Annotated in this window: 19 protein-coding genes; 15 read left to right on the plus strand and 4 right to left on the minus strand. The window is 70.1% G+C overall.

What is annotated here, in order from left to right:
- Positions 1–15: 15 nt before the first annotated feature.
- On the minus strand, positions 16–1677 hold the full coding sequence (locus AC0HS0_RS11775) for an outer membrane protein assembly factor BamB family protein (RefSeq protein WP_472964210.1): 1662 nt from the start codon (positions 1675–1677) through the stop codon (positions 16–18).
- Positions 1674–2261, minus strand: a complete 588-nt coding sequence (locus AC0HS0_RS11780) for an RNA polymerase sigma factor (RefSeq protein WP_472964211.1) — start codon at positions 2259–2261, stop codon at positions 1674–1676. The genes AC0HS0_RS11775 and AC0HS0_RS11780 overlap by 4 nt, the downstream gene beginning before the upstream one ends.
- Positions 2262–2553: 292 nt before the next feature.
- Here AC0HS0_RS11780 and AC0HS0_RS11785 point away from each other — a divergent pair, with 292 nt between their 5' ends.
- The 9 genes from AC0HS0_RS11785 (at position 2554) to AC0HS0_RS11825 (ending at position 12539) form a co-directional block, all read left to right on the plus strand.
- Complete coding sequence (locus AC0HS0_RS11785; RefSeq protein WP_472964212.1) at positions 2554–4002, plus strand: D-alanyl-D-alanine carboxypeptidase/D-alanyl-D-alanine-endopeptidase; 1449 nt, start codon at positions 2554–2556, stop codon at positions 4000–4002.
- Between the two features lie 15 nt (positions 4003–4017).
- Complete coding sequence (locus tag AC0HS0_RS11790; protein WP_472964213.1) at positions 4018–4599, plus strand: isochorismatase family protein; 582 nt, start codon at positions 4018–4020, stop codon at positions 4597–4599.
- 59 nt (positions 4600–4658) lie between these two features.
- On the plus strand, positions 4659–6824 hold the full coding sequence (locus AC0HS0_RS11795) for an MMPL family transporter (protein WP_472964214.1): 2166 nt from the start codon (positions 4659–4661) through the stop codon (positions 6822–6824).
- A gap of 129 nt (positions 6825–6953) precedes the next feature.
- The gene (locus tag AC0HS0_RS11800; RefSeq protein WP_472964215.1) at positions 6954–7733 is read left to right on the plus strand and encodes a thiamine pyrophosphate-dependent enzyme; all 780 of its coding nucleotides are present in this window, start codon (positions 6954–6956) and stop codon (positions 7731–7733) included.
- A gap of 38 nt (positions 7734–7771) precedes the next feature.
- Positions 7772–8497, plus strand: coding sequence for an alpha/beta fold hydrolase (locus AC0HS0_RS11805; RefSeq protein WP_472964216.1), 726 nt, complete (start codon positions 7772–7774; stop codon positions 8495–8497).
- A 49-nt stretch (positions 8498–8546) separates the two neighbouring features.
- Positions 8547–9008: an Lrp/AsnC family transcriptional regulator gene (locus AC0HS0_RS11810; RefSeq protein ID WP_472964217.1), complete on the plus strand. Its 462-nt coding sequence runs from the start codon at positions 8547–8549 to the stop codon at positions 9006–9008.
- Between the two features lie 25 nt (positions 9009–9033).
- Positions 9034–10512 carry an NAD-dependent succinate-semialdehyde dehydrogenase gene (locus tag AC0HS0_RS11815; RefSeq protein WP_472964218.1) on the plus strand — a complete coding sequence of 493 codons (1479 nt, stop codon included), beginning with the start codon at positions 9034–9036 and terminating at the stop codon, positions 10510–10512.
- A 16-nt stretch (positions 10513–10528) separates the two neighbouring features.
- Entirely contained in the window at positions 10529–11713 is a 1185-nt protein-coding gene (locus AC0HS0_RS11820) for a thiolase family protein (protein ID WP_472964219.1), read from the plus strand.
- Between the two features lie 46 nt (positions 11714–11759).
- Positions 11760–12539, plus strand: a complete 780-nt coding sequence (locus AC0HS0_RS11825; protein WP_472964220.1) for a 3-hydroxyacyl-CoA dehydrogenase — start codon at positions 11760–11762, stop codon at positions 12537–12539.
- Positions 12540–12600: 61 nt separating this feature from the next.
- Here the strand turns inward: AC0HS0_RS11825 and AC0HS0_RS11830 are convergent, their stop codons facing one another.
- Entirely contained in the window at positions 12601–14058 is a 1458-nt protein-coding gene (locus tag AC0HS0_RS11830; RefSeq protein WP_472964221.1) for a helix-turn-helix domain-containing protein, read from the minus strand.
- A gap of 117 nt (positions 14059–14175) precedes the next feature.
- Between AC0HS0_RS11830 and AC0HS0_RS11835 the strand changes: the two genes are divergently transcribed.
- Complete coding sequence (locus tag AC0HS0_RS11835; RefSeq protein WP_472964222.1) at positions 14176–16110, plus strand: phosphoenolpyruvate carboxykinase (GTP); 1935 nt, start codon at positions 14176–14178, stop codon at positions 16108–16110.
- A 120-nt stretch (positions 16111–16230) separates the two neighbouring features.
- On the opposite strand, the gene AC0HS0_RS11840 is transcribed toward AC0HS0_RS11835, so the two are convergent.
- The gene (locus AC0HS0_RS11840) at positions 16231–18210 is read right to left on the minus strand and encodes an ABC transporter ATP-binding protein (RefSeq protein ID WP_472964223.1); all 1980 of its coding nucleotides are present in this window, start codon (positions 18208–18210) and stop codon (positions 16231–16233) included.
- 127 nt (positions 18211–18337) lie between these two features.
- Between AC0HS0_RS11840 and AC0HS0_RS11845 the strand changes: the two genes are divergently transcribed.
- The 5 genes from AC0HS0_RS11845 to AC0HS0_RS11865 all read left to right on the plus strand — a co-directional run bounded on the left by AC0HS0_RS11845 (position 18338) and on the right by AC0HS0_RS11865 (position 22589).
- Positions 18338–19264: an ABC transporter ATP-binding protein gene (locus AC0HS0_RS11845; RefSeq protein ID WP_472964224.1), complete on the plus strand. Its 927-nt coding sequence runs from the start codon at positions 18338–18340 to the stop codon at positions 19262–19264.
- A complete protein-coding gene (locus AC0HS0_RS11850; protein WP_472964225.1) occupies positions 19261–20106 on the plus strand; it encodes an ABC transporter permease in 846 nt (281 codons plus the stop codon). The genes AC0HS0_RS11845 and AC0HS0_RS11850 overlap by 4 nt, the downstream gene beginning before the upstream one ends.
- The gene (locus tag AC0HS0_RS11855; protein WP_472964226.1) at positions 20103–20933 is read left to right on the plus strand and encodes an ABC transporter permease; all 831 of its coding nucleotides are present in this window, start codon (positions 20103–20105) and stop codon (positions 20931–20933) included. Before AC0HS0_RS11850 ends, AC0HS0_RS11855 begins: the two co-directional genes overlap by 4 nt.
- A 163-nt stretch (positions 20934–21096) precedes the next feature.
- Positions 21097–21336, plus strand: a complete 240-nt coding sequence (locus tag AC0HS0_RS11860) for a helix-turn-helix domain-containing protein (RefSeq protein ID WP_472964227.1) — start codon at positions 21097–21099, stop codon at positions 21334–21336.
- A gap of 14 nt (positions 21337–21350) precedes the next feature.
- On the plus strand, positions 21351–22589 hold the full coding sequence (locus AC0HS0_RS11865) for a type II toxin-antitoxin system HipA family toxin (protein ID WP_472964228.1): 1239 nt from the start codon (positions 21351–21353) through the stop codon (positions 22587–22589).
- Positions 22590–22595 lie beyond the last annotated feature (6 nt).

The following is a 22595-nucleotide window of genomic DNA, read 5'->3' on the forward strand; positions in this document are numbered from 1 at the left end:
TGAGCGGAGGAGCGCTCAGCCGATCGAGGTGAGGTGCGTCCCCTTCTGACTCACCAGATACCCGCCCACGAAGCCCCAGCGCTCCTGCATGCTGCTCCGGGGAAGCGTCCAGAGGCGCTTGCCCGTGACCAGATCGTAGGCGGAGCCCGGTCCCGGGTCGCCGTCGTACGGATAGTCCAGGTAGCTGTAGAGATGGCGGTCGCCGACGATGGTCTGTGTATTTCTCTGATCGGGAAGGTCGGCGGTGCCTATGACCGCGCCCGTCTCCGCGGCGTAGCTGCAGGTGGCACCCGACGCGAACGGGATGACGATCGCGTCGCGCACGGTATCCAACTGCGGCACGGCGGAGAGCTGAAGGTCGCCGCTTGCGCAGTCCGTGCGCGGAGCGCGCCAGACATCCTGACCGGTGGTCTCGTCGACCAGGACGACCTCCGTCGCTGTCACGACTGTGAACCATCCGGCACCGGGCTCCGTGTTGCCGCCGTTTGTATACGAGCCGGGGCGTAGGCCGGGCATCGTTACCTCCAGCACCCGCGACGGCGAAGCGAACGTCCGGTTCCACAGATTGTGCCCCTGGAAGTCGTAACCGCTCAGCGCAGTGACGTCGGTCGGGGAGACATCCATGACCAAGACGTCCCGCATGAAGTACCGGATCCGCCACGACTGGTCGATCGGAACGAGCTGCCCGGTGGCGACGTCCACGAGGCCGTCCGTCGACCGGGCGGGGTCGGCGCCCAAGCCTGAGAACCCCACGAGTCCGAAGGGGAGGGCCTGTGCGTCCAGTACCGAGTCCCGGGCTGGCAGGCTGACAGACCACTCCGGATGCGAAGGGTCGCGCGGGTCCACGCGCGTGAGGACGTCGCCGGAGAGGCTCTGCCCGTCCGCGTTCTTGTCGTGCCGAACGAGGATCAGGTCTCCGGAGGCGTCAGGGAGAGCGACCGCGTCGGCACGCGGGCTGGAACCCCGCAGGTCCGGCTCGAACGGCGCCACCATCGCGCCGGTGCGCAGGTCGAGGACCTCGTGTGGCCCGACGTGCGGAATGCCGTAGGCGATGACTGCGCGGCCGGAGGTGCCGAGAACGAAGACGTCGGTCTCCAATGTTTCCAGTTGCGGCACATCGAATGTCCACTCGCGCGACCAGAGCTTCGTGCCGTTCGACGTGTCGACGAGCGTGAGGGCGATGTCCTCGTGAGTCTCCTTGAAGCAGTCCGAGCCCTCGTACTCCTTGGGTCGGAGGCCGGTCACGAAGAGAGCACGGCCGTCCGAGAGCGAGTAGGACTCTGTCAGATTGCAGCCGTCGTCGGCGCCGGGGAGATCGAGCGTCCAGCGCGGCTGCGCCGGGAGGGTGTCCACGTCGTGGGGCAGGATCGGACCGGACTGCACGATCGGGGCCACCGTCGGTGTGGGCGTCGGTGTGGGCGTCGGCGTCGGCGTGGCCGACGACGTGATGACAGGCGCGGGCGCCGGCGCCGGCTCCCCGAAGCGGAGGACGCCCGATAGGGCGAGCGCCGCCGTTCCGCCCGCGAGGGCCAGCGCGATACCGGTCAGCACTGCCACCATCGCGAAGCGCCGGGTGGGGCGGCGGGAGGGTGCGGCCTCCACCGTCTCGATGAGGAGCTCGCGGATGGCGGCGCTGCGGGCGGCGTCGAACGCCGGGGTCGGGTTGCTGGTGGTCATTGCGCACCTCCTTCGAGGACGGGTTCGGCACTGCCGAGCGTGAGGTCGCCGAGCTTGCGCTTGGCACGGGAGAGCCGGGACTTGACTGTGCCGACCGGCACCCCGAGGGTCGCCGCGGCCTCTGTGAGCGGCAGCTCTTCGAGCACGCAGAGCGTGATGACGTCCTGGTCGCGCAGCGGCAGGGCGGCGAAGGCGTCGCGCACGCGCTTCTCGCGCGGGCCGTTGTCGATCGACGCGTCGACGTCCACGGCGTGGTCGCCCTGGGTCTCGGGCTTCGGGAGGCGCCCGAGCGCCAGGCGGTAGCGGCGCGCGCTGCGCGTCTGGTTGCGGATGACGTTGTTGGTCGTCACCAGCAGCCAGGGGAGGATCGACCCGTCGACGACGTGCACGGCGTCGCGGCGGCGCCAGGCCTCCAGGAACACCATCGCGGTGGCGTCCTCGGCGTCATGCGGGTCGCGGAGCAGGCGCAGCGCCTGCCCGAAGACGCGGTCGCGATGCCGGTCGAAGAGCGCGGCGAACGAGGCGGAATCCCCGCTGCGCACGCTCGACCAGGCGTCGGCCTCGTCGAAACTCCCTGTTTCCATATCCCCTCATGTCCGGTCGGTGAGAAAGGTTCCATCGAGCGGCCGGACGGTGGCGATTGGTGCTCTCAGGGAACGTGGGTAATATACCCGGATGCGCGAATCGGACCAGCGCGACTCCGGTCTGCCCGACGGCACCGAGTCTGAATCGACGAACCCAGCTTCGATGGACACTGCCCCGCTTGTTCCCCCAGCCGGCGACTCCTCTGCGACGAGCGAGCCCGGCGAAGCGGCGACCCGTTCCGGCCGCCGAGCGGCCGCGGCCCCGCCCCGAGGCGGTGCACCGGGAGGCGCGGTGGCGGCAGCGGCGGCGGGAGTCCTCTCCGCGATCCGCACCCACCCCAAGGCCTGGATGGCGGCGGCAGCGGCGGTCGCCTTCGTGATCCTGGGCACCGGCAGTGTCGCGCTCGGCGCGACGATGGGCACGGCGCCAGCGAAAGCGGCGGTCGCGCCCTCCCCGACGCGTTCGGCCAGCAGCACGCCGACCCCCACGCCCACCCCGATCGTCGACCCGGCGCGGCCTGTGCCCGCCGCTCAGCCGGCGGCGAGCCGCATCCGCACCTGCTCGGTGGCCTCCCTCGCTCAAGACGGCCGCCTCGGCAACCTGGAGGCCCAGGTCGTCAACGCCAAGACCGGCGCGGTGCTGTTCGACCGCAACGGGGGCAAGCCCGGCCCCACTGCCTCCGTGCTCAAGACCCTGACGTCGGCGGCCGCACTCGCGACACTCGGCCCCGACTACCGCGTCCAGACGTCGGTCGTCGCGGGCAGCACCCCCGGCCAGGTCGTGATCGTCGGCGGCGGCGACGTGACGCTCTCGCGACTCCCCGGAGGCCGGGGCGCCTTCTATACGGGAGCGCCCTCCATCCAGGACCTCGCGAACCAGACCAAGCAGGCTCTCGGCGGTCAGCCGGTCACCTCGATCGTGGTCGACGCGTCGCTGTTCGGCGGCCCGCTGTGGCAGCCGAGCTGGGACGAGCAGGAGGAGCGCGTGGTCGAGGGCTCCACGCCCTACATGTCGGCCCTGATGGTCGACGGCGACCGCAACGACCCGGGAGCGGTGGAGTCGCCGCGCAGCACCGATCCCGTCGGCCGGGCGGTGCAGTACTTCCAGCAGTACCTCGGCACCAACGTCCCCGTCAGCTCCGGCGCTGCGCCGGCGGGAGTCCGCCAGCTGGCCGCCGTGCAGTCGCAGCCGGTCACCACGCTGATCAAGCAGGCGATGAAGTACTCCGACAACACGATCATGGAGGAGCTCGCGCGCCTGGTGGCGATCAAGGCCGGCGCCGGAAACACGTTCGAGGCCGAGAACGCCGGTGTGCTCGCGGGGCTGAAGGGCTACGGGATCGACACCAGCGGCATCCACATCGCAGACGGCTCGGGCCTCAGCGCCGACAACGCTGTGCCGCCGGCGTACCTGACGCAGCTGTTCATCAAGGTGCTCAACCGCCAGAACGGGCTGGGCGTCGTCTACGACGGCCTCCCGGTGTCCGGTCAGTCCGGCACGCTCGGCGCGGGCTACAGCCGCTTCACCGGCGCCAACGCGGTCGCCCGCGGCGCCGTGCACGCCAAGACCGGCTGGATCGACAACGGCTACACGCTCTCCGGCATCGTCGACGCCGCCGACGGCACGCCGCTCACCTTCGCGGTCTTCGCGCTCGGCCCGGTGAGCGACAATGCCAAGCAGGCGATCGACACGCTCGTCACCGGCTTCTACAAGTGCGGCGACAACCTCATGAACGGCTGAGCAGAGGAGGCGGCGGTGGGCAAGGCGCTGTTCATCATCGACGTGCAGAACGACTTCACCGAGGGCGGCGCTCTGGGCGTGGACGGGGGAGCGGCCGTCGCTGCGGCGATCAGCGAGCACCTGCGCGGGCACGCAGGCGACTACGCGATCGTGCTCGCGAGCCGCGACTGGCACGACGCGGACAACGACAACGGCGGCCACTTCGCCACCGACGCCGACCCCGACTTCGTGACAACGTGGCCCGCGCACTGCGTCGCGGGCACGGCCGGCGCCGACTACCATCCCGCGCTCGACACCTCCCGCGTCGGTTACCACATCCGCAAGGGGCAGGGCGTGCCGGCCTACTCGATCTTCGAGGGGCGCACGGACGCCGGGTCGACGGTCCACAACCTGCTCGACGAGCACGGGATCGATACCGTCGACATCGTCGGCATCGCGACCGACTACTGCGTGCGCGCCTCCGCCCTCGACGCGCTCGCGCACGGGCAGAGGGTGCGGGTCCTCACCGACCTGGTCGCGGGTGTCGCGGCCGAGTCGTCGGACGCCGCCCTGGCCGAGCTCGCCCACGCGGGAGCGGAGCTCATCGCCACCGAGTAGAGGCCGGCCGAATTACGCACTATGCTGATTGCTAACTTGGCTAGCTAATTGGAGGCGTGATGTCGGGCAAGCCGTCGCTGTGGCTGCGGATCGTGGTGCCGGCTGCGCTCATCCTGATCTGGCTGGTGGTGGCGGGCATCGGTGGCCCGACCTTCGGCAAGCTCTCGAGCGTCTCCAGCAACGACCAGGCGGCCTTCCTGCCCGCGAGCGCGGAGTCGACCGAGGTGCAGAACTGGCAGAAGCGGTTCACCGACTCTGACGCCGTGCCCGCGATCGTCGTCGTGCAGTCCGACTCGACGATCCCGAAGAGCGATCTCGCGTCGTACTCCCGGCTCGCCACGAAGCTCGGGGACGTGGAGGGCGTCCAGGCTCCGGAGTCCGGGGCGACGACCAGCGTCGCCGGGCCGATCCCGTCGGACGACGGCACGGCCGTGCAGTTCATCGTGCCGGTCGCGGACACGAACAACGTCAAGACGGTCGTCGCCGACCTGCGCAGCGTCGTGAAGGGCGAGCTGCCGTCGGGCACGCAGGGATGGGTCACCGGCCCGGCAGGGCTCACCGCGGACCTGGTCAACGCGTTCGGCGGCATCGACGGGATCCTCCTGCTGGTCGCGGTCGGCGCCGTGTTCGTCATCCTGCTGCTGGTCTATCGTGCGCTGTTGCTGCCGTTCCTGGTGTTGCTGACCTCTGTGTTCGCGCTGTGCGCCGCCATCCTCGTCGTCTACCTCTTCGCGCTGTGGGGCTGGATCAAGCTGAGCGGGCAGAGCCAGGGCATCCTCTCGATCCTCGTGATCGGCGCGGCGACCGACTACTCGCTCCTGCTCGTCGCGCGCTACCGGGAGGCCCTCCAGCACGACGAGTCGCGGTGGACGGCGATCCTGAAAGCGTGGAAGGCGGCGTTCGAGCCGATCGTCGCCTCCGGGGCCACCGTGATCCTCGCGCTGCTCTGCCTGCTGTTCTCCGACCTCAACTCCAACAAGAGCCTCGGCCCGATCGCCGCCATCGGCATCGTGTTCTCGCTGCTCTCGGCGCTGACCCTGCTGCCGACGCTGCTCGCGGTGTTCGGGCGCGCCGCGTTCTGGCCGTTCCGTCCCGTCTACGCCGGCGACCAGCCGCACGAGCACAAGCACACCGACGAGGAGGCCATCGCCGGGCTCGACGGCATCCGGGGTGTCTGGCGGCGCGTGGGCGCCCTGATCGCGCACCGGCCGCGGGTCACCTGGATCGTGTCGTTCGTGCTGCTCGCGGCCTGCGCGCTCGGACTCACCCAGCTCAAGGCCAACGGCGTCGAGCAGACCGACCTGGTGCTGTCGCAATCGGATGCGGCCGACGGCCAGAAGGTCCTCGCGAAGCACTTCGATGCCGGCTCGGGCGCGCCCGTGCTCATCGTGGCGAAGGAGGCCGACGGCGACGCGGTGCGCGCGGCCGCCGAGAAGAACGACGGCATCACGACCGCGGCCCTCTACACGGGTGGAGGGCGCCCGGCGTCGGCGGGCGGCACGGCGGCACCGCCGGTGGTGAAGGACGGGCGGGTGCTCATCCAGGCGACCCTCAAGGCGCAGCCCGACTCGGCGGCGGCCGAACAGGTCGTCCGCGATCTTCGCCACGACCTCCCGAGCACCGACTCGAGCGTGCTCGTCGGCGGAGTGACGGCGATCGCCCTCGACACCAACGACACCGCCCAGAGCGATCTGATGAAGATCATCCCGATCGTGCTGCTCGTCATCCTGGTGGTGCTGATGCTGCTGCTGCGGTCGATCGTCGCGCCGGTGCTGCTGATCGCCAGCGTCGTGCTCTCGTACGCCGCCGCGCTGGGCGTGTCCGCCCTCGTGTTCGACCATCTGTTCCGGTTCCCCGGCGCCGACGCCAGCGTGCCGCTCTTCGGGTTCGTCTTCCTGGTGGCGCTGGGGGTGGACTACAACATCTTCCTGATGACGCGAGTGCGGGAGGAATCGCTGCGGATCGGCACCCGGCCGGGCATCCTGCGCGGCCTGGGGATGACCGGCAGCGTCATCACCTCCGCCGGGGTCGTGCTCGCGGCGACCTTCGCGGCCCTTGCGGTCATCCCGATCCTGTTCCTCGTGCAGATCGCTTTCATCGTCGCCTTCGGCGTGCTGCTCGACACGGTGCTCGTCCGCTCGCTGCTCGTCCCCGCCGTGTCCTACGACATCGGACGGGCGATCTGGTGGCCGTCGAAGCTGTGGCGCAACGCTCCGCCGCGCTGATGGCGACGACGGCACTGCTGCGCACCCTGTAGGACGGATCGCTGTCGTCGTCGGCTGGTGCTGAGCAGCATGCGCGTCCGTCGCCACGTTCATTGCCGCACGCCGCGGGGGTCGGCGAGAGTGGAACATATGACCTCCACGATCCTCGAGCCGGTCATCGGAACCCGCGACGACGTCGCCGCGCTGCTCCGACGGCTCTACCGGACGATGGCGACCGTCCGCAGACTCGACCGTGAAGCGGTCGTCCTGCGCGGTCGTGGCATCCTCCCGGCACATGTCGACTCGCGCGGCCGCGAGGCCGTGCACGTCGGCGCTGCGACGGCTCTCGACCCCGCCCGCGACCGGGCGTTCCCCGCGGCTCGCGAGCCCGGTGTCGCGATCGCCCTCGGCGCCGACCCGGCAGCCGTGCTGAGCGCGCGCCGTGGCGCGCTCGGCGCCGCACTCGACGGATCGGTGACGCACGCGGTCGGCTGGGCCCTGGGCGCCAAGCTCGACCGCACCGGTGCGTGCGCGCTCGCTCCGGTCGGGGCGGGCGCCGGGAGCCCCGCCGAGCTGCGCACGGCGGTCGGCACGGCCCGCGCGGCCGCGCTTCCCGTCGTCTTCCTCTCCAGCTCCGGCCGCTCCGGCAGCGCCTCCATGCCGGTGCTGCTGGTCGACGGCTCCGACGCCCTCGCGGTTCACGACGCCACGCGACAGGCCCTCGAGCACGCCCGCGCCGGCCGCGGACCGATACTGATCGACGCCGTGCTGCCCGAGCCGGCGGCCTGGCCGGCCCGCGACCCGCTGGTGGTCTGCGAGCAGCGTCTCCGTGCGACCGGCACCGTCGACGACGACTACTTCGCCGAGATCGCCGACACCGCCGACGCGCTGGCCGACCGGATGCGCGCCCGCGTGCTGGCCGGCGTCTGAACCTGCCGCACCGCTGGGCGATCGGGGAGGATGGAGCCATGCGCCTCCACGTCGAACGGCACGCAGGAGCCGACCCCGTCCTGCTGGTCCACGGCTTCGCGACGACCGGCGCCCTCACCTGGGAGGCGACGGGGTGGGTGGCCGCACTCGCCGAGGCCGGGCGCGGCACCATCGTGCCCGACCTGCGCGGGCATGGTGGCAGCGAAGCACCGCACGACTCGGCCGCCTACTCGCCCGACCTCCTCGCCGCCGACCTGATCGTCGCGCTCGACGAGCAGGGTCTCGACCGCGTCGACGTCATCGGGTACTCGATGGGCAGCTGGGTGGCGCTTGCGCTCGTCGGCCTGGCGCCGCAGCGCGTGCGGCGGCTCGTGGTCGGCGGCATCGGCACGGTCGAGCAGTTCGGGCACTGGGGTGTGGAGGCCGTGCGGCAGGCGATCCTCGAGGGGGCGGACACGCTCCCGGCCGACAATCCGCTGGCGCCGCTGCTGTCGTCGCTGCGCGAGGCCCCCGGCGTCGACCGCGAGGCGCTCGCCGCGTGCGCCGCCGGGATGGCGCAGCATCCGCTCCCGCTGGCCTCGTGCGTGCCGACCCTGGTGGTCGTCGGCGACGCCGACCCCGTCGCGCAGGATGCCGACGAGGCAGCGCGCCTCCTCGGCGCCGAACTGGTGGTGCTGCCGCGCCGCAATCACATCACCACGCTCAGCGCGCGCGCCTTCAAGCAGGCTGCGCTCCCGTTCCTGGGAGCTTCGGTCAGCCTGTAGGAGCGGCGTCGACGGGGTCGTACGATGTGCGAGGAGCGAAGGAGAGCGCATGATCGACAGGCTGGACGCCGACCTCATCGCGCTGCTCACGGAGGAGCCGAGGCTGGGGGTCTTCGAAGCCTCCCGACGCCTGGGGGTGGCGCGCGGCACCGTGCAGGCCCGGCTCGACCGCCTGCAGCGCACCGGAGTGGTCAAAGACTTCGCCCCGACGATCGACAACCACCGCCTCGGCTTTCCCGTCACCGCGTTCGTGACGGCCGAGATCACCCAGAGCGACCTCACGGTCGTCGAGCACCTCCGCGGCATCCCCGAGGTGCTGGAGGTGCACACCGTCACCGGGACCGGCGACCTGCTGATCCGGGTGGTCGCCCGATCCAACGCCGATCTGCAGCGCGTGATCGACGGCATCCTCGGCGACCCGGGGATCAGCCGCACCTCGACGGTGATCGCGCTGGAGACCAAGATCGAGAGCCGCAGCGTGCCGCTGGTGCAGGCGGCGGTCGAAGAGTGAGCAGGACCGAGCAGGAGGAGACACCATGACCGAGACGGCACTGACCGAGGAGAGCCTGCTCGAACGCGTGCCCGACCGCCTCTTCATCGGCGGCGAATGGCTGCCGGGAGCCAACGGGACGCTGAAGGTGTTCGACCCGGCGACCGGCGACCTCATCCGCGAGATCGCGAACGCCTCCGAAGAGGACGGCGCCCGCGCGCTGGACGCTGCCGTCGCCGCGGCCGACGCGTGGGCGGCGACCCCGCCACGGACGCGCGGGGAGATCCTGCGCCGCGCGTTCGACCTGCTGCAGGAGCGCCGTGATGACTTCGCGCTGCTGATGACGCTCGAGATGGGCAAGCCGCTGGCCGAGTCCAACGGGGAGGTCACCTATGGCGGCGAGTTCCTGCGCTGGTTCTCGGAGGAGGCCGTGCGCATCGCCGGACGCTACGCGACCAACCCGGAGGGGACCGGCCGGATGATCGTGTCGCAGCATCCTGTGGGCCCGTGCTTCCTGATCACCCCGTGGAACTTCCCGCTGGCGATGGCGACCCGCAAGATCGCGCCGGCGCTCGCGGCCGGCTGCACGGTCGTCGTGAAGCCGGCCGAGCTCACGCCGTTGACGACCCTGTACTTCGCCCGCCTGCTCGAGGACGCCGGGCTGCCCGCCGGTGTGCTCAACGTGATCACGACCTCCACCTCGGGAAAGGTCTCGGCCCCGATCATCGCCGACCCGCGGCTGCGCAAGCTGTCGTTCACCGGCTCGACCGAGGTGGGCAGGAAGCTGCTGCAGCAGGCGTCCGAGAACGTGCTGCGCACCTCCATGGAGCTCGGCGGCAACGCGCCGTTCGTGGTGTTCGACGACGCCGATCTCGACCGTGCCGTCGACGGCGCGATGCTCGCGAAGTTCCGCAACATCGGCGAGGCCTGCACGGCCGCCAACCGCTTCATCGTGCACGAGGACGTCGCCGACGAGTTCGCCCGCCGCGTCACCGCCAAGGTCGACGCCATGAAGATCGGCCGCGGAACCGAGGACGGCGTCACGATCGGCCCGCTGATCAACGAGGACGCCGTGGACAAGGCCGCCGAGCTGCTGGAGGACGCGGTCGCCCGCGGCGCATCGGTGCTGACCGGCGGCTCGCGCGTCTCCGGAGCCGGCACCTTCTTCGAGCCGACCGTCGTGACCGACGTGCCCGCAGGCAGCGAGATCCTGCGGCAGGAGATCTTCGGCCCTGTGCTGTCGATCGTGCGGTTCCGCGACGAAGACGAAGCCGTGCGCATCGCCAACGACACCGAGTTCGGCCTGGTCTCGTACGTGTTCACGAAAGACCTCGCCCGCGGCCAGCGGATGATCGAACGCCTGCAGACCGGCATGATGGGGCTCAACGTCGGCGTCGTGTCGAACGCGGCGGCGCCGTTCGGCGGTGTGAAGCAGTCAGGGCTCGGCCGCGAGGGAGGCCCGGAGGGCATCCACGAGTACCTGAGCACCAAGTACACCCTGACGCCCGATCCGTTCACGGTCTGAACCGAGGAGCACCACCATGCCGACCGAAGCCGTCATCGTCGACGTCGTCCGCACCCCGTCGGGCCGCGGCAAGCCGGGAGGGGAACTCTCGGACATCCACCCCGCAGACCTCCTCGCCGGCGTGCTCGCCGAGCTCCTGCACCGCAACGCACTCGACCCCGCGCTCGTCGACGACGTCATCGGCGGCTGCGTCACCCAGGCCGGCGAGCAGGCGGGCAACATCACCCGGACCGCCGTGCTCAGCGCAGGGTTCCCGGAGAGCGTCCCCGGCGTCACGATCGACCGGCAGTGCGGCTCGAGCCAGCAGGCGGCGGCGTTCGCCGCGCAGGGCGTGATCGCCGGTGCGTACGACATCGTCATCGCCTGCGGGGTGGAGTCGATGAGCCGTGCGCCGATGGGGTCGAACGTGGGCGGAGCCTCCCTCGGCGGCGAGCTGCTGCACTCGCGCTACCCGGAGGGCTTGGTCAACCAGGGCGTGGCCGCCGAGCTGATCGCCGAGCACTGGGGCATCGCGCGCGACGACCTGGACGCGTTCGCGGCCGAGTCGCACCGGCGCGCAGCGGCAGCGGCCGCCTCCGGAGCATTCGAGGGTGAGCTCGTGCCCGTGCCGACACCCGACAGCGGCAGCGTGGAGGCCGACGAGACCATCCGGCCGGGCACCACGGTCGAGAAGCTCGCGACGCTGGCGCCGTCGTTCCGCACGGACAAGCTCGCCGCACGCTTCCCGCAGCTCGACTGGCGGATCACTCCCGGCAACTCGTCGCCGCTCACCGACGGCGCCTCGGCCGCGCTGATCATGAGCGCGGAGGCGGCGAGGCGACTCGGGCTGAAGCCGCGGGCGCGGTTCCACTCCTTCGCCGTGACCGGCAGCGACCCGCTCTTCATGCTCACGGGAATCCTCCCGGCGACCCGCAAGCTGCTCGACCGCAGCGGCGTGAAGCTCGACGACATCCAGGCCTACGAGGTCAACGAGGCCTTCGCTCCGGTGCCGCTGCTGTGGCAGCGCGAGTTCGGCGCCGACCCGGCCCGGCTGAACCCGCGTGGGGGCGCCATCGCGCTGGGCCACGCACTCGGCTCGTCCGGGACGCGGCTGCTGGGCACCCTGCTGAACGAGCTGGAGGCCGTCGGCGGCCGTTACGGCCTCCAGACCATGTGCGAGGGCGGAGGAACCGCCAACGCCACCCTCATCGAGCTGCTCTGACCACTGCTCTTCTGTACCCCTCTGCTCCTGCGACGAAAGGACACTCATGCAGATCGACGGTTGCTCCGCCCTGGTCACCGGAGGCGCCAGCGGACTCGGCAACGCCACCGCGCGAGCGCTGACGGAGGCCGGCGCGCGCGTCGTGATCCTCGACCTCCCGAGCTCGGAGGGTGAGAAGGCCGCTGTCGCCCTCGGCCCGCACGCGCGGTTCGTCGCGGCCGACGTCACCGACGTCGAGCAGGTGCAGGAGGCCGTGCAGACCGCGAGCGCCCTCGCGCCCCTGCGCATCGCGGTCAACTGTGCCGGCATCGCGACGGCCCAGAAGGTGCTCGGCCGCGACGGCATCCTCCCGCTGGAGAGCTTCGAGCGGGTGATCCGGGTCAACCTGATCGGAACCTTCAACGTGGTGCGGCTGGCCGCGGCCGCGATGGTCGAGACCGAGTCGGTGGGAGAGGACGTGCCGGGCGGCCGGGAACGCGGCGTCATCGTGAACACCGCCTCGGTCGCCGCGTTCGACGGGCAGATCGGGCAGACGGCCTACTCGGCCTCCAAGGGCGGCGTCGCCGCGATGACGCTGCCGCTCGCCCGGGAGTTCGCGCGCAGCCTGATCCGGGTGGTCACCATCGCGCCGGGCATCTTCGAGACGCCGATGATGGCCGGGCTGCCGCAAGCGGCGCAGGACTCGCTCGCCGCGCAGGTGCCGCACCCGTCGCGCCTCGGGCGCCCGGCCGAGTACGCGCAGCTGGTGCGCTCGATCGTCGAGAACCCGATGCTCAACGGCGAGACGATCCGCCTCGACGGTGCCATCCGCATGCAGCCCAAATAGCCGCGAGATTCGTCACGAATCCGCACATTCGTGCCACGAATCACTGGATTCGTGACGAAACTCACACCCCCGAGTGGGCCTCCAGGAACGTGTAGACGTCGGAGTCGTCGACGCCGGGGAAGGAGCCGGACGGCAGCGGCGACAGGATGTGCGCGTGCAGGCGCGCGCTCGGCCACGCCTTGCCCGACCAGTGCCCGGTCAGCTCGGCCGGCGCCCGCTTGCAGCACGACTCATCGGGGCAGCGCGACTCCGCCCGCTCGGTCGTCTCCCGGCCTCGGAACCACTTGGCCTGGTCGAAGGGCACGCCGACGCTGATCGAGAAGCCGCCGTCGGCGGTGCTGCCCGTCTGCGTCGAGCACCAGTAGGTGCCGGCCGGGGTGTCGGTGTACTGATAGAACTCGGTCGTCCGGTTGGTGCGCGCGAAGGCGTTGCGCGCGCCCCACTTGCGGCAGACCACCTGCCCCTCGATCGACCCGGTCACGTCGGTCGGCAGCGGCAGGCCGTCGTTCTCGTAGCCCTTGTAGAGCGTGCCGTCGTCGCCGACGCGCAAGAAGTGCAGGGGCATGTCGAGGTGCTGCGTCGCCAGGTTGGTCAGGCGCAGCGCCGCGGCTTCGTGGGTCACCCCGAACGCGTCGCGGAAGTCCTCGACGGCCAGGTCCTTCTCCTTCTTGGCCTGCTGCAGGAACGCGACGGCCGCAGCCTCCGGCATCAGGCAGCACGCGGCGAAGTAGTTGATCTCCAGCCGCTGGCGGAGGAAGTCGGCGTAGCTGGCGGGCCGCTCATGGCCGAGCAGACGATGCGCCATGGCCTGCAGCGCCATCGATCGGAGGCCGTGGCCGCCCGGGATGGAGGCCGGCGGCAGGTAGATGCGCCCGTTCTCGAGGTCGATGATCGACCGGGTGGAGCGGGGGAGGTCGTCGACGTAGATCAGCTCGAAGCCCAACTGCTCCGCCATCACGCTCACCTCGCGGTGGGTGAGGGCGCCGCGGACATGACCGGAGGCGCGCACGCGCTCCTCGGCGAGCACCTCGATCTCGGGGATGTAGTTGTCCTGTCCGCGCATCCTTTCCCGCAGCTCGGTGTTCGCCCTCCGCGCCTCCTCGGGCGTCGCGATGGCCTCGCTCGCCCGGCGGGCGAGTTCGCGGTGCAGCCCGACCAGGGCCTCCAGCGTCTCGGTCGGGGTGCCTTTCGTCGGCTTGACGGCGGGGAGGCCGAGGGAGCCGTAGAGGGTGCCCCGCTGAGCCCGCGAGAGCTCGATCTCCAGTGCGGCGCGCTCGTCCGGCGGCTCGGCAGAGAGCAGGTCGGCGAGTTGCACCCCGAGCGCGGACGCGAGGGTGCCGAGCAGCGAGATGCGCGGCTCGCGCTTGCCGTTCTCGATCAGCGAGAGCTGGCTGGCCGCGACGCCGGCCGCCGCTCCGAGCTCGTCGAGCGTCAGACCGCGTTGCGTGCGGAAGTGCCGGATGCGGTGGCCGAGGGTGGCGACGTCCGCGGTCACCGACTCGGAGGCGAGGGAGTCCATGCCTTCACGATAGCGAAAGAATCCTGATTCTTTACGTCAGAATTCTCGCCCAAGACCACGAATCCTGTCCGATGCTGGTTTCACACCACGATCTTTCCGAACGAGAGGACCGCCGGAATGAGCATCGCCGAGCTTCCCCGGACCGACAAGGCCCGAACCGATCAGGTTGAGGGCGACCAGGCCCAGGGCGACCGGGAACAGACCGACCAGGCCGACACCGACAAGGCTCACACGGACGACGCGGGACGCATCGCCGGCCTGACCGGTCTCGACGGCCTCCGGGCCTGGGTCGCCGGCATCGCCGACCTCACCCAGCCGGAGTCGATCGTCTGGTGCGACGGCACCCCGGGCGAGGAGGACCGCCTCACCAAGCAGCTCGTCGCCGAGGGCAAGCTGATCCGCCTGAACCCGGAGTGGCGCCCCAACAGCTTCCTGGCCCGCACCGACCCCGGTGATGTGGCCCGCGTGGAGGACCGCACGTTCATCTGCTCGGTCGACGAGAAGGACGCAGGTCCGACCAACAACTGGCGTGAGCCGGAGGCCATGCGCGCGGAGTTGCGCGACGTCTTCGCGGGCAGCATGCGCGGCCGCACGATGTACGTCGTCCCGTTCTCGATGGGACCGGTGGGCGGCCCGATCTCCCAGGTCGGCGTCGAGCTGACCGACTCGGCGTACGTCGCCGTCAGCATGGCGAAGATGACCCGCGTGACCGGTGCCGTGCTCGACCTGATCGAGGCCGGGCGGCCGTGGGTGCCGACCGTGCACAGCGTGGGCGCTCCGCTGATCGACGATGCGGGCGTGCGCCACGACGACGTGACCTGGCCGTGCAACGAGACCAAGTACATCGTGCAGTTCCCGGAGACGCGGGAGGTGTGGTCGTACGGCTCCGGCTACGGCGGCAACGCCATCCTCGCCAAGAAGGCCTTCGCGCTGCGGATCGCCTCGGCGATGGCGCGCGACGAGGGCTGGCTCGCCGAGCACATGCTGCTCGTCAAGGTCACCTCGCCCGAGGGCCGCGCCTTCCACTTCGCGGCGGCGTTCCCGTCGGCGTGCGGCAAGACCAACCTCGCGATGCTGCGGCCGACTATCCCCGGCTGGACGGTGGAGACGATCGGCGACGACATCGCCTGGCTGCGCGAGGGGCCGGACGGCAAGCTGCGCGCCATCAACCCCGAGGCGGGATTCTTCGGTGTCGCGCCGGGCACGGGCGAGCTCACCAACAAGACCGCGGTCGAGACCCTCTGGGGCAACACGATCTTCACCAACGTGGCGCTGCGCGACGACGGCGACGTGTGGTGGGAGGGCCTCACGGAGGAGCCTCCCGCGCACCTCATCGACTGGCAGGGCAACGACTGGACCCCCGCGAGCGGGCGTCCGGCCGCGCACCCGAACTCCCGGTTCACCGTGTCCGCCGCGCAGTGCCCGTCCATCGCCGACGACTGGGACGCCTTCGACGGCGTGCCGATCGACGCGATCCTGTTCGGAGGTCGCCGTGCCACCAACGTGCCGCTCGTGGCGCAGGCGCGCGACTGGAAGCACGGCGTCTTTATCGGCGCGACCGTCTCGTCCGAGAAGACGGCGGCGGCGGAGGGCACGGTCGGCGAGCTGCGCCGCGACCCGTTCGCGATGCTCCCGTTCTGCGGCTACAACATGGCCGACTACTGGGGCCACTGGCTGGAGGTCGGCGAGAAGCTGGGCGAGAACGCTCCCGCCGTGTTCCAGGTGAACTGGTTCCGCAAGGGCGACGACGGCCGGTTCCTGTGGCCGGGCTTCGGCGAGAACTCGCGCGTGATCGAGTGGATCGCGCGCCGGGTGGAGGGCACGGCCGACGCCGTGTCGACGCCGATCGGCCGCCTTCCGAAGGTCGACCAGCTCGACCTGGACGGCCTCGACCTCCCGGCGGCCGACGTCGAGGAGCTCTTCGAGGTCGACCGCGACAGCTGGCTCGCCGAGTGCGACCTGACGGAGGAGTACTTCGAGCGCTTCGGCACCCGCGTGCCGGCTGCTCTGCGAGCCGAGCTCGCCTCCCTCCGCTACCAGCTCCGCGCCTGAGCGAAGCCTCCGGCCCCCGCGCCTGACCGCGGGCTACCGCCGGGTACGCAGGCCGTCTGCGTACCCGGCGGTTTTTCGTGGATTCTGTTCGTACTCGGCGGTGGGCGTAGCCGCTGTGGATCAGACCAGCAGCTGATGCTTCGCGAGATCGCGGTAGAGGGGAGTGGTCTCGACGAGCTCGGAGTGGGTTCCGACGCCGACGACGCGGCCGTGATCGAGTACGACGATCTGGTCGCTGTCGACCACGGTCGACAGCCGGTGGGCGATCACCAGCAGGGTGCGGTCCTCCGCAACGGCGTCGATCGCCTCCCGCATCAGCTGCTCATTGCGGCCGTCGAGGCTCGACGTCGACTCGTCGAGCAGCAGCACCGGCGGGGCCGCGAGCAGCGCGCGGGCGATGGCGAGCCGCTGGCGCTCGCCGCCGGAGAGCATGATGCCGTCCTCACCGACCGGGGCGTCGAGCCCGAGGTCGCTGCGCTCCAGCACCTCCGTGAGGTTGACCGCGTGGAGGACGTCGACGCACTCCTCATCGGTTGCCTCGGGCGTCGCCAGGCGCAGGTTGTCGCGCAGCGAGCCGGCGAGCACCGGCGCATCCTGCTCGACGTAGCCGATGTTCGAGCGGAGGGCGACCCGGTCGAGCGTGCGCACATCCATGCCGCCGAAGCGCACCTGACCGTTCTCCGGGTCGTAGAAGCGTTCGATCAGCGCCAGGATCGTGGACTTGCCCGCGCCGGACGGCCCGACCAGCGCCGTCCGCTTGCCCCGCGGCACGCGGAAGCTGACGCCGTGCAGCACGCCGCCGAGGGCCGACGCCGGTGCGTCGTCCCCGAGCCCGGCCGCGGCCTCCGCCTCGGCCACGACGTCCACGCCGCCGAGCGCGCCGAGGGCGATGCCCTCCGTTCCCGGCGCCGTGCCGGCCGGCACAGCGGTCTCGTCGCGCTCCGGTGCCGACGGGTAGGCGAACTTCACGTCGACGAACTCGATCGCGGGGGCGTCGGGCGCGAGGCCCTCGTTGGCCACGCCGACGGTCAGTGCCAGCGGGGCGATCTCGCGGTCGTGCTGGTCCTCCGTGGGCAGATCGAGGATCTCCTGGATGCGGCCGAGCGCCCCCAGGGCCGAGTTGACGGCGGTGATGGCGCCGAAGGCCTGGCCGAGGGGCAGGATCATCATGAACAGGAAGAGGATGAAGGCGACCAGGTTCGCGACGGTGATCGCCCCGCTCGCGACCCGGAAGCCTCCGACGCCGAGCACCACGAGGAACGAGACCTGCATCGCGATCCCGGCGACCGGGACGACCAGAGCCGAGATCTTCGCGACCTGGATGCCCATCCTCCAGGCGCCGGTCGCGTCGTCGTCCACGGCCGCGATCTCGCGGTCGGTGGCGTTGGCGGCCCGGATCGTGCGCACCGAGCTGATCGCCCGCTCCACCGCGGCGGCCAGGTCGCCCACCTTCGTCTGCGCCTTCTGGCTGGCGACGCGGATGCGCCCCGACAGCAGCGTCACCACGACGATGGAGACCGCCACCACGAGCACGGTCAGCCCCAGCAGCACGGGGTCGATGATGAGCATGGCGATGAGGGCGCCGATGAAGGTGAGCGCGCCGCCGATGGCCTCCACGAGCCCCTGGGTGAGCACTGCGCGCAGCAGCGTGGTGTCCGAGCCGACGCGCGAGACCAGGTCGCCCGTGCGGCGGGTGTCGAACTCGCTGATGGGCAGCCGCAGCAGTCGGGCCACCAGCTTGCGCCGCGACGACAGCACGACGCCCTCGCCCGTGCGCTGCAGGAGGTAGTGCTGATAACCCGAGATCAGCGCGGAGACGACGACCAGGGCCACGAGCCCCCAGACGATGCCGTTCAGCGGGTCGCCGTTGCCCACCAGCGTGATCACCTGGCTGACGAGCAGCGGCTGGGCCAGGCTCGCCGCCGCCCCCAGCACGCTCAGCACGACGACGACCGATAGCACCGCGCGATGCTCGAGGAGGTAGGGGAGCAGCTGGCTGAACCGGGCGCGCGGCCCGGAGTCCGCCTCCCGACGGGCGAACGGCGAACGACGACGCGGGGGAGCGCTGGTCTCGGTGCTCGCGCTGGTCTGGGTGCTCATGGGGGTTCCTTCGAAAGGGTGGCGGGGTGCTGATTCGACCGTACTTCCTGTGGACTGCCTGTTTGCTGAAACTCCGGCGGCGGCCGGTCTCCGGCGATGTCGGTCGACGGGGATACAGTGCTGAACTATGCCGACGTCTGTCATCACCGCCACCGACCTGGTCAAGAAGTACAAAGACTTCCCGGCCGTCGACGGCATCAGCTTCGAGGTCGAGGCGGGCGAGTCGTTCGGTCTTCTCGGCCCGAACGGCGCGGGCAAGTCGACGACCATGCGCATGATCGGCGCCGTCTCGACGCGTACCGCCGGCGAGCTGAGCATCCTTGGGCTGGACCCCGACCAGCACGGGCCGGAGATCCGGTCGCAGCTCGGTGTCGTGCCGCAATCCGACAACCTCGACACCGAGTTGCGTGTCCGCGACAACCTCATCGTCTACGGGCGCTACTTCGGCCTCCCCTCGGCGCACGTACGACAGCGCGCCGACGAGCTGCTGGCGTTCGCGCAGCTGGAGGACAAGTCCAAGGCGAAGGTCGACGACCTCTCGGGCGGCATGAAGCGACGGCTGACCATCGCGCGGGCGCTCATCAACGACCCGCGCATCCTGCTGCTCGACGAGCCGACCACGGGGCTCGACCCGCAGGCCAGGCACATCCTCTGGGACCGGCTGTTCCGGCTCAAAGAGCAGGGCACCACCTTGCTGCTGACGACCCACTACATGGACGAGGCGGAGCAGCTCTGCGATCGCCTGGTGGTGGTCGACAAGGGCATGATCATGGCAGAGGGCACCCCCGCCTCGCTGATCCGCGAGTACTCGACGCGCGAGGTGCTGGAGGTCCGGTTCGGCTCCGACCGCAACGCGGAGGTCGCCCCGCGTCTCGACGGCATCGGGGAGCGGGTCGAGGTGCTCCCGGACCGCATCCTGGTCTACAGCGACGACGGGGAGGCCGAACTCGCGCGACTGACGGAGCGCGGCCTCCACCCGCTCACAAGTCTCGTGCGCCGGTCGAGCCTGGAGGACGTGTTCCTGCGGCTCACCGGTCGGAGCCTGATCGAATGAGCACCACCGCAGCGGCGGGCGAGGGCACGAGAGCGGCCCTCGAGGGTGCGGGGCGCCCGCGGCGGTTCGGCGCCTGGTACGTGGCCGAGCACCGGTTCCGGGTCATGCGAGCGTACCTGCAGACCCTGCTGGTCACGGGCTTCGGCAATCCGTTCCTCTATCTTTTCGCGATGGGCGTCGGTCTCGGCAGCCTGGTCAGCGCGAACATGGGGCCGACGGCGGTCAACGGCGTGAGCTACCTGGCGTTCGTCGCGCCCGCGCTGCTCTGCACGGCCGGCGTCACCGTTGCGAGCGAGGAGTTCACGTACCCGGTGATGCTGGGCTTCAAGTGGAACCCGACCTTCATCGGCATCAGCGCCTCCCCGATCTCGGCCGGTCAGATCATCGACGGCGTCGTCATCTCGGTGGTGGCCCGGCTGCTCGGCACGAGCATCGTCTACTACGCCTTCATGCTGCTGTTCGGCGCGGTTCCGAGCCCGTGGGGCTGGCTCGCGATCCTGGTCGCGACGCTCGGCGGCCTCGCGTTCGGCGCCCCGGTGATGGCGTACGTCGCGACGCTGGAGCAGGACACCGGCCAGATCGCGATGCTGATGCGGTTCGTGCTGCTGCCGATGACGCTGTTCTCCGGCACGTTCTTCCCGCTCTCGTCGATGCCGCTGTACCTGCAATGGATCGGCTGGATCTCGCCGCTCTGGCACTCCACCGAGCTCTCGCGCGTCTTCGCGTACGGGTACGCCGAGCCGCTCTGGCTGACGGTCGTGCACGTGGTCTACCTGGCCGCGCTGTTCATCGTCTTCTGGCTGTGGGCCCGGCGGGTCGCTGCGAGGAGGTTGAACAAGTGACCACCACGCGCGATCCCTTCGTCGCCGCCGTGAGCCGGGCGCGCCCGCTCCGCGCGCTCTACGCGGGCAACGCCCGCTCGGTGATGCAACGCGGCTGGTCGGCGACCCGCAGCACGAACTGGCTCGTCATCGTCTCGGGCTTCTTCGAGCCGATCTTCTACCTGCTCTCGCTCGGCATCGGGTTCGGCAAGCTCGTCGGCGACCTGACCACCGCCGGCGGCGATCAGGTGCCCTACGCCGCGTTCATCGCGCCCGCCCTGCTCGCCACAGCGGCGATGAACGGTGCGGTCTACGACTCGACCTGGAACGTCTTCTTCAAGATGCACTTCGCCAAGCTGTACGAGGGGATGCTGTCGACCTCCCTCGGCCCGCTCGACGTCGCACTCGGCGAGATCCTGCTGGCTCTGCTGCGCGGCGCGCTGTATGCAGCCGGCTTCATGATCGTCATGCAGGTGCTGGGGCTGAACCTGTCGTGGTGGGCCCTCCTCGCCCTCCCGGCGGTGCTGCTGATCGCGTTCGGCTTCGCCAGCTTCGGGATGGGCATCACCAGTTACATGAAGACCTTTCAGCAGATGGACTGGATCAACTTCATCCTGCTGCCGATGTTCCTCCTCTCGGCGACGTTCTACCCGATCACGGTCTATCCGGACTGGATCCAGAAGATCATCATGGCGCTGCCGCTCTGGCACGGCGTCGAGCTGGTCCGCGGCCTCACGACCGGCGCGGTCGACCTCGGGATGCTGTGGCATGTGCTGTACTTCGCGGTCATGATCGTGCTCGGCCTGATCCTCACCACGCGCCGCCTTCGGGCGCTCTTTCTCGATTGACGCAGGCTGGCGGTCGCTGGGATGACAACTCCATCCAGCGTCGCCTCTCTCGACGGCGATATTCCCGTCGAGCCGGGTGACGGTATTATTCCCGTCAACTGGCTTGACGGCAATATTCCCGTCAGGTAACCTGACGGGAATATATGCGTCAAGGAGCCTGGTGATGACCCTGAAAGCACGAATCGACTCGCCCGAGTCCCTGGGGCGAGTGATCGAGCAGGCACGACTGCTGCGCGGTCTGTCGCAGCGTGAACTTGCGAAGTTGCTCGCCACCGACCAGAGATACGTGTGGGGGCTCGAGAACGGCAACTCGACGATCGCCATCGAACGACTGCTGAAAGCCGCCGATCTCCTGAACGTGACCCTCATCGCGGAGGTCGACGAGGGCGGCGAAGGCCGGTGAGCGGGACAAGGAGGTTGGCCGTCGAACTCTACGGCGAACGAGTCGGTACGCTCGCCGGAGATGACCGGCGCTTCGACTTCGAGCCTGAACGATCTGCGCTCGAGCGATTCGGGCTCGGCAGTACTGTGCTGTCCGAGTCCGTGCCGCTGAATGCGGTGACGTCCCGCACTGGGTGGCGACGCCGGCAGAACTACTTCATCGAGCTCCTGCCAGAAGGGGACCTCCTCGATTGGCTGGCCGCGGAAGCGAATCTGCGGAACTGGCAGCACCTGTCCTTGCTGGCCGCGTTCGGCCGCGACGTCGCGGGCGCAGTGCAGCTCTGGGATCTCGACGATCCGGGAGAGCCGCGTAATCCGCGTCTTCGACCGCTCGATGAAACCGGGGTCGCCGTCGTCCTGCGCGAGCGGCGGGCGATGCCCCTCGGAAACGTCCCCGGGGGCGGCAAGTCGAGTCTGGTCGGTGTCCAGCCGAAAGCGGTCTTGGCATATGTCGACGGTCGGTGGAACGGGGTGGAGGACGGATACCCATCGACCCACATTCTCAAGCCGGTACCGGACGGCCACCCGACGACAATCTACGACGAGGCGTATGGTTCGGGCCTGGCCCGCGCGCTCGGTCTACTCGAATACGACGTCGCACTGCACGACTTCGTAGGGGTGAGCGCCCTCGTGATCGAACGCTACGACCGCGTTCTGACGCTCCCCGACGGCCGCTTGCATCAGGAGGACATGAACCAAGCGTTGGGAGCTCGGGGTAACCAGAAGTATCAGCGGCTCGGTGGCAAGGTCACGTTCGCGCGAATCGCGCGACTCTTCCGCTCGCGCCAGGATGTCGACTCTCTCAGCCGGCTAGCGCGCCTCGTCACCCTCTCGGTGGCGACGGGCAATCTCGACCTTCATGCGAAGAACATCAGTATGGTCCATCACCCGGACGGGCGGGTGTCGTTGGCTCCCGCCTACGATGTGGTTCCCCAGGCACACGAGAACAACGACGGCGAGATGGCCCTTGCGATCAACGACCGTTACCTCCATGCGGAATTGACTGCGGCCGATCTCGTCGCCGAGGTCGATTCGTGGGGTCTCGCTTCGGCTGAGCGGCTCATAGCATCGACCCTTGAAGAGATCTCGGACGCGGCCGCCGAACATCAACCCGATCCACGAGCCCATCCGGCGGTCGCCGAAGACGTGAGTCGGTTTACCCGTAACCTGCTCGTTGGCATGCCCGCCGGACGGTCCGTGGTGCGAACGCGCTGACCCTGC

Source organism: Leifsonia sp. PARNA 1/14 (assembly GCF_055720965.1).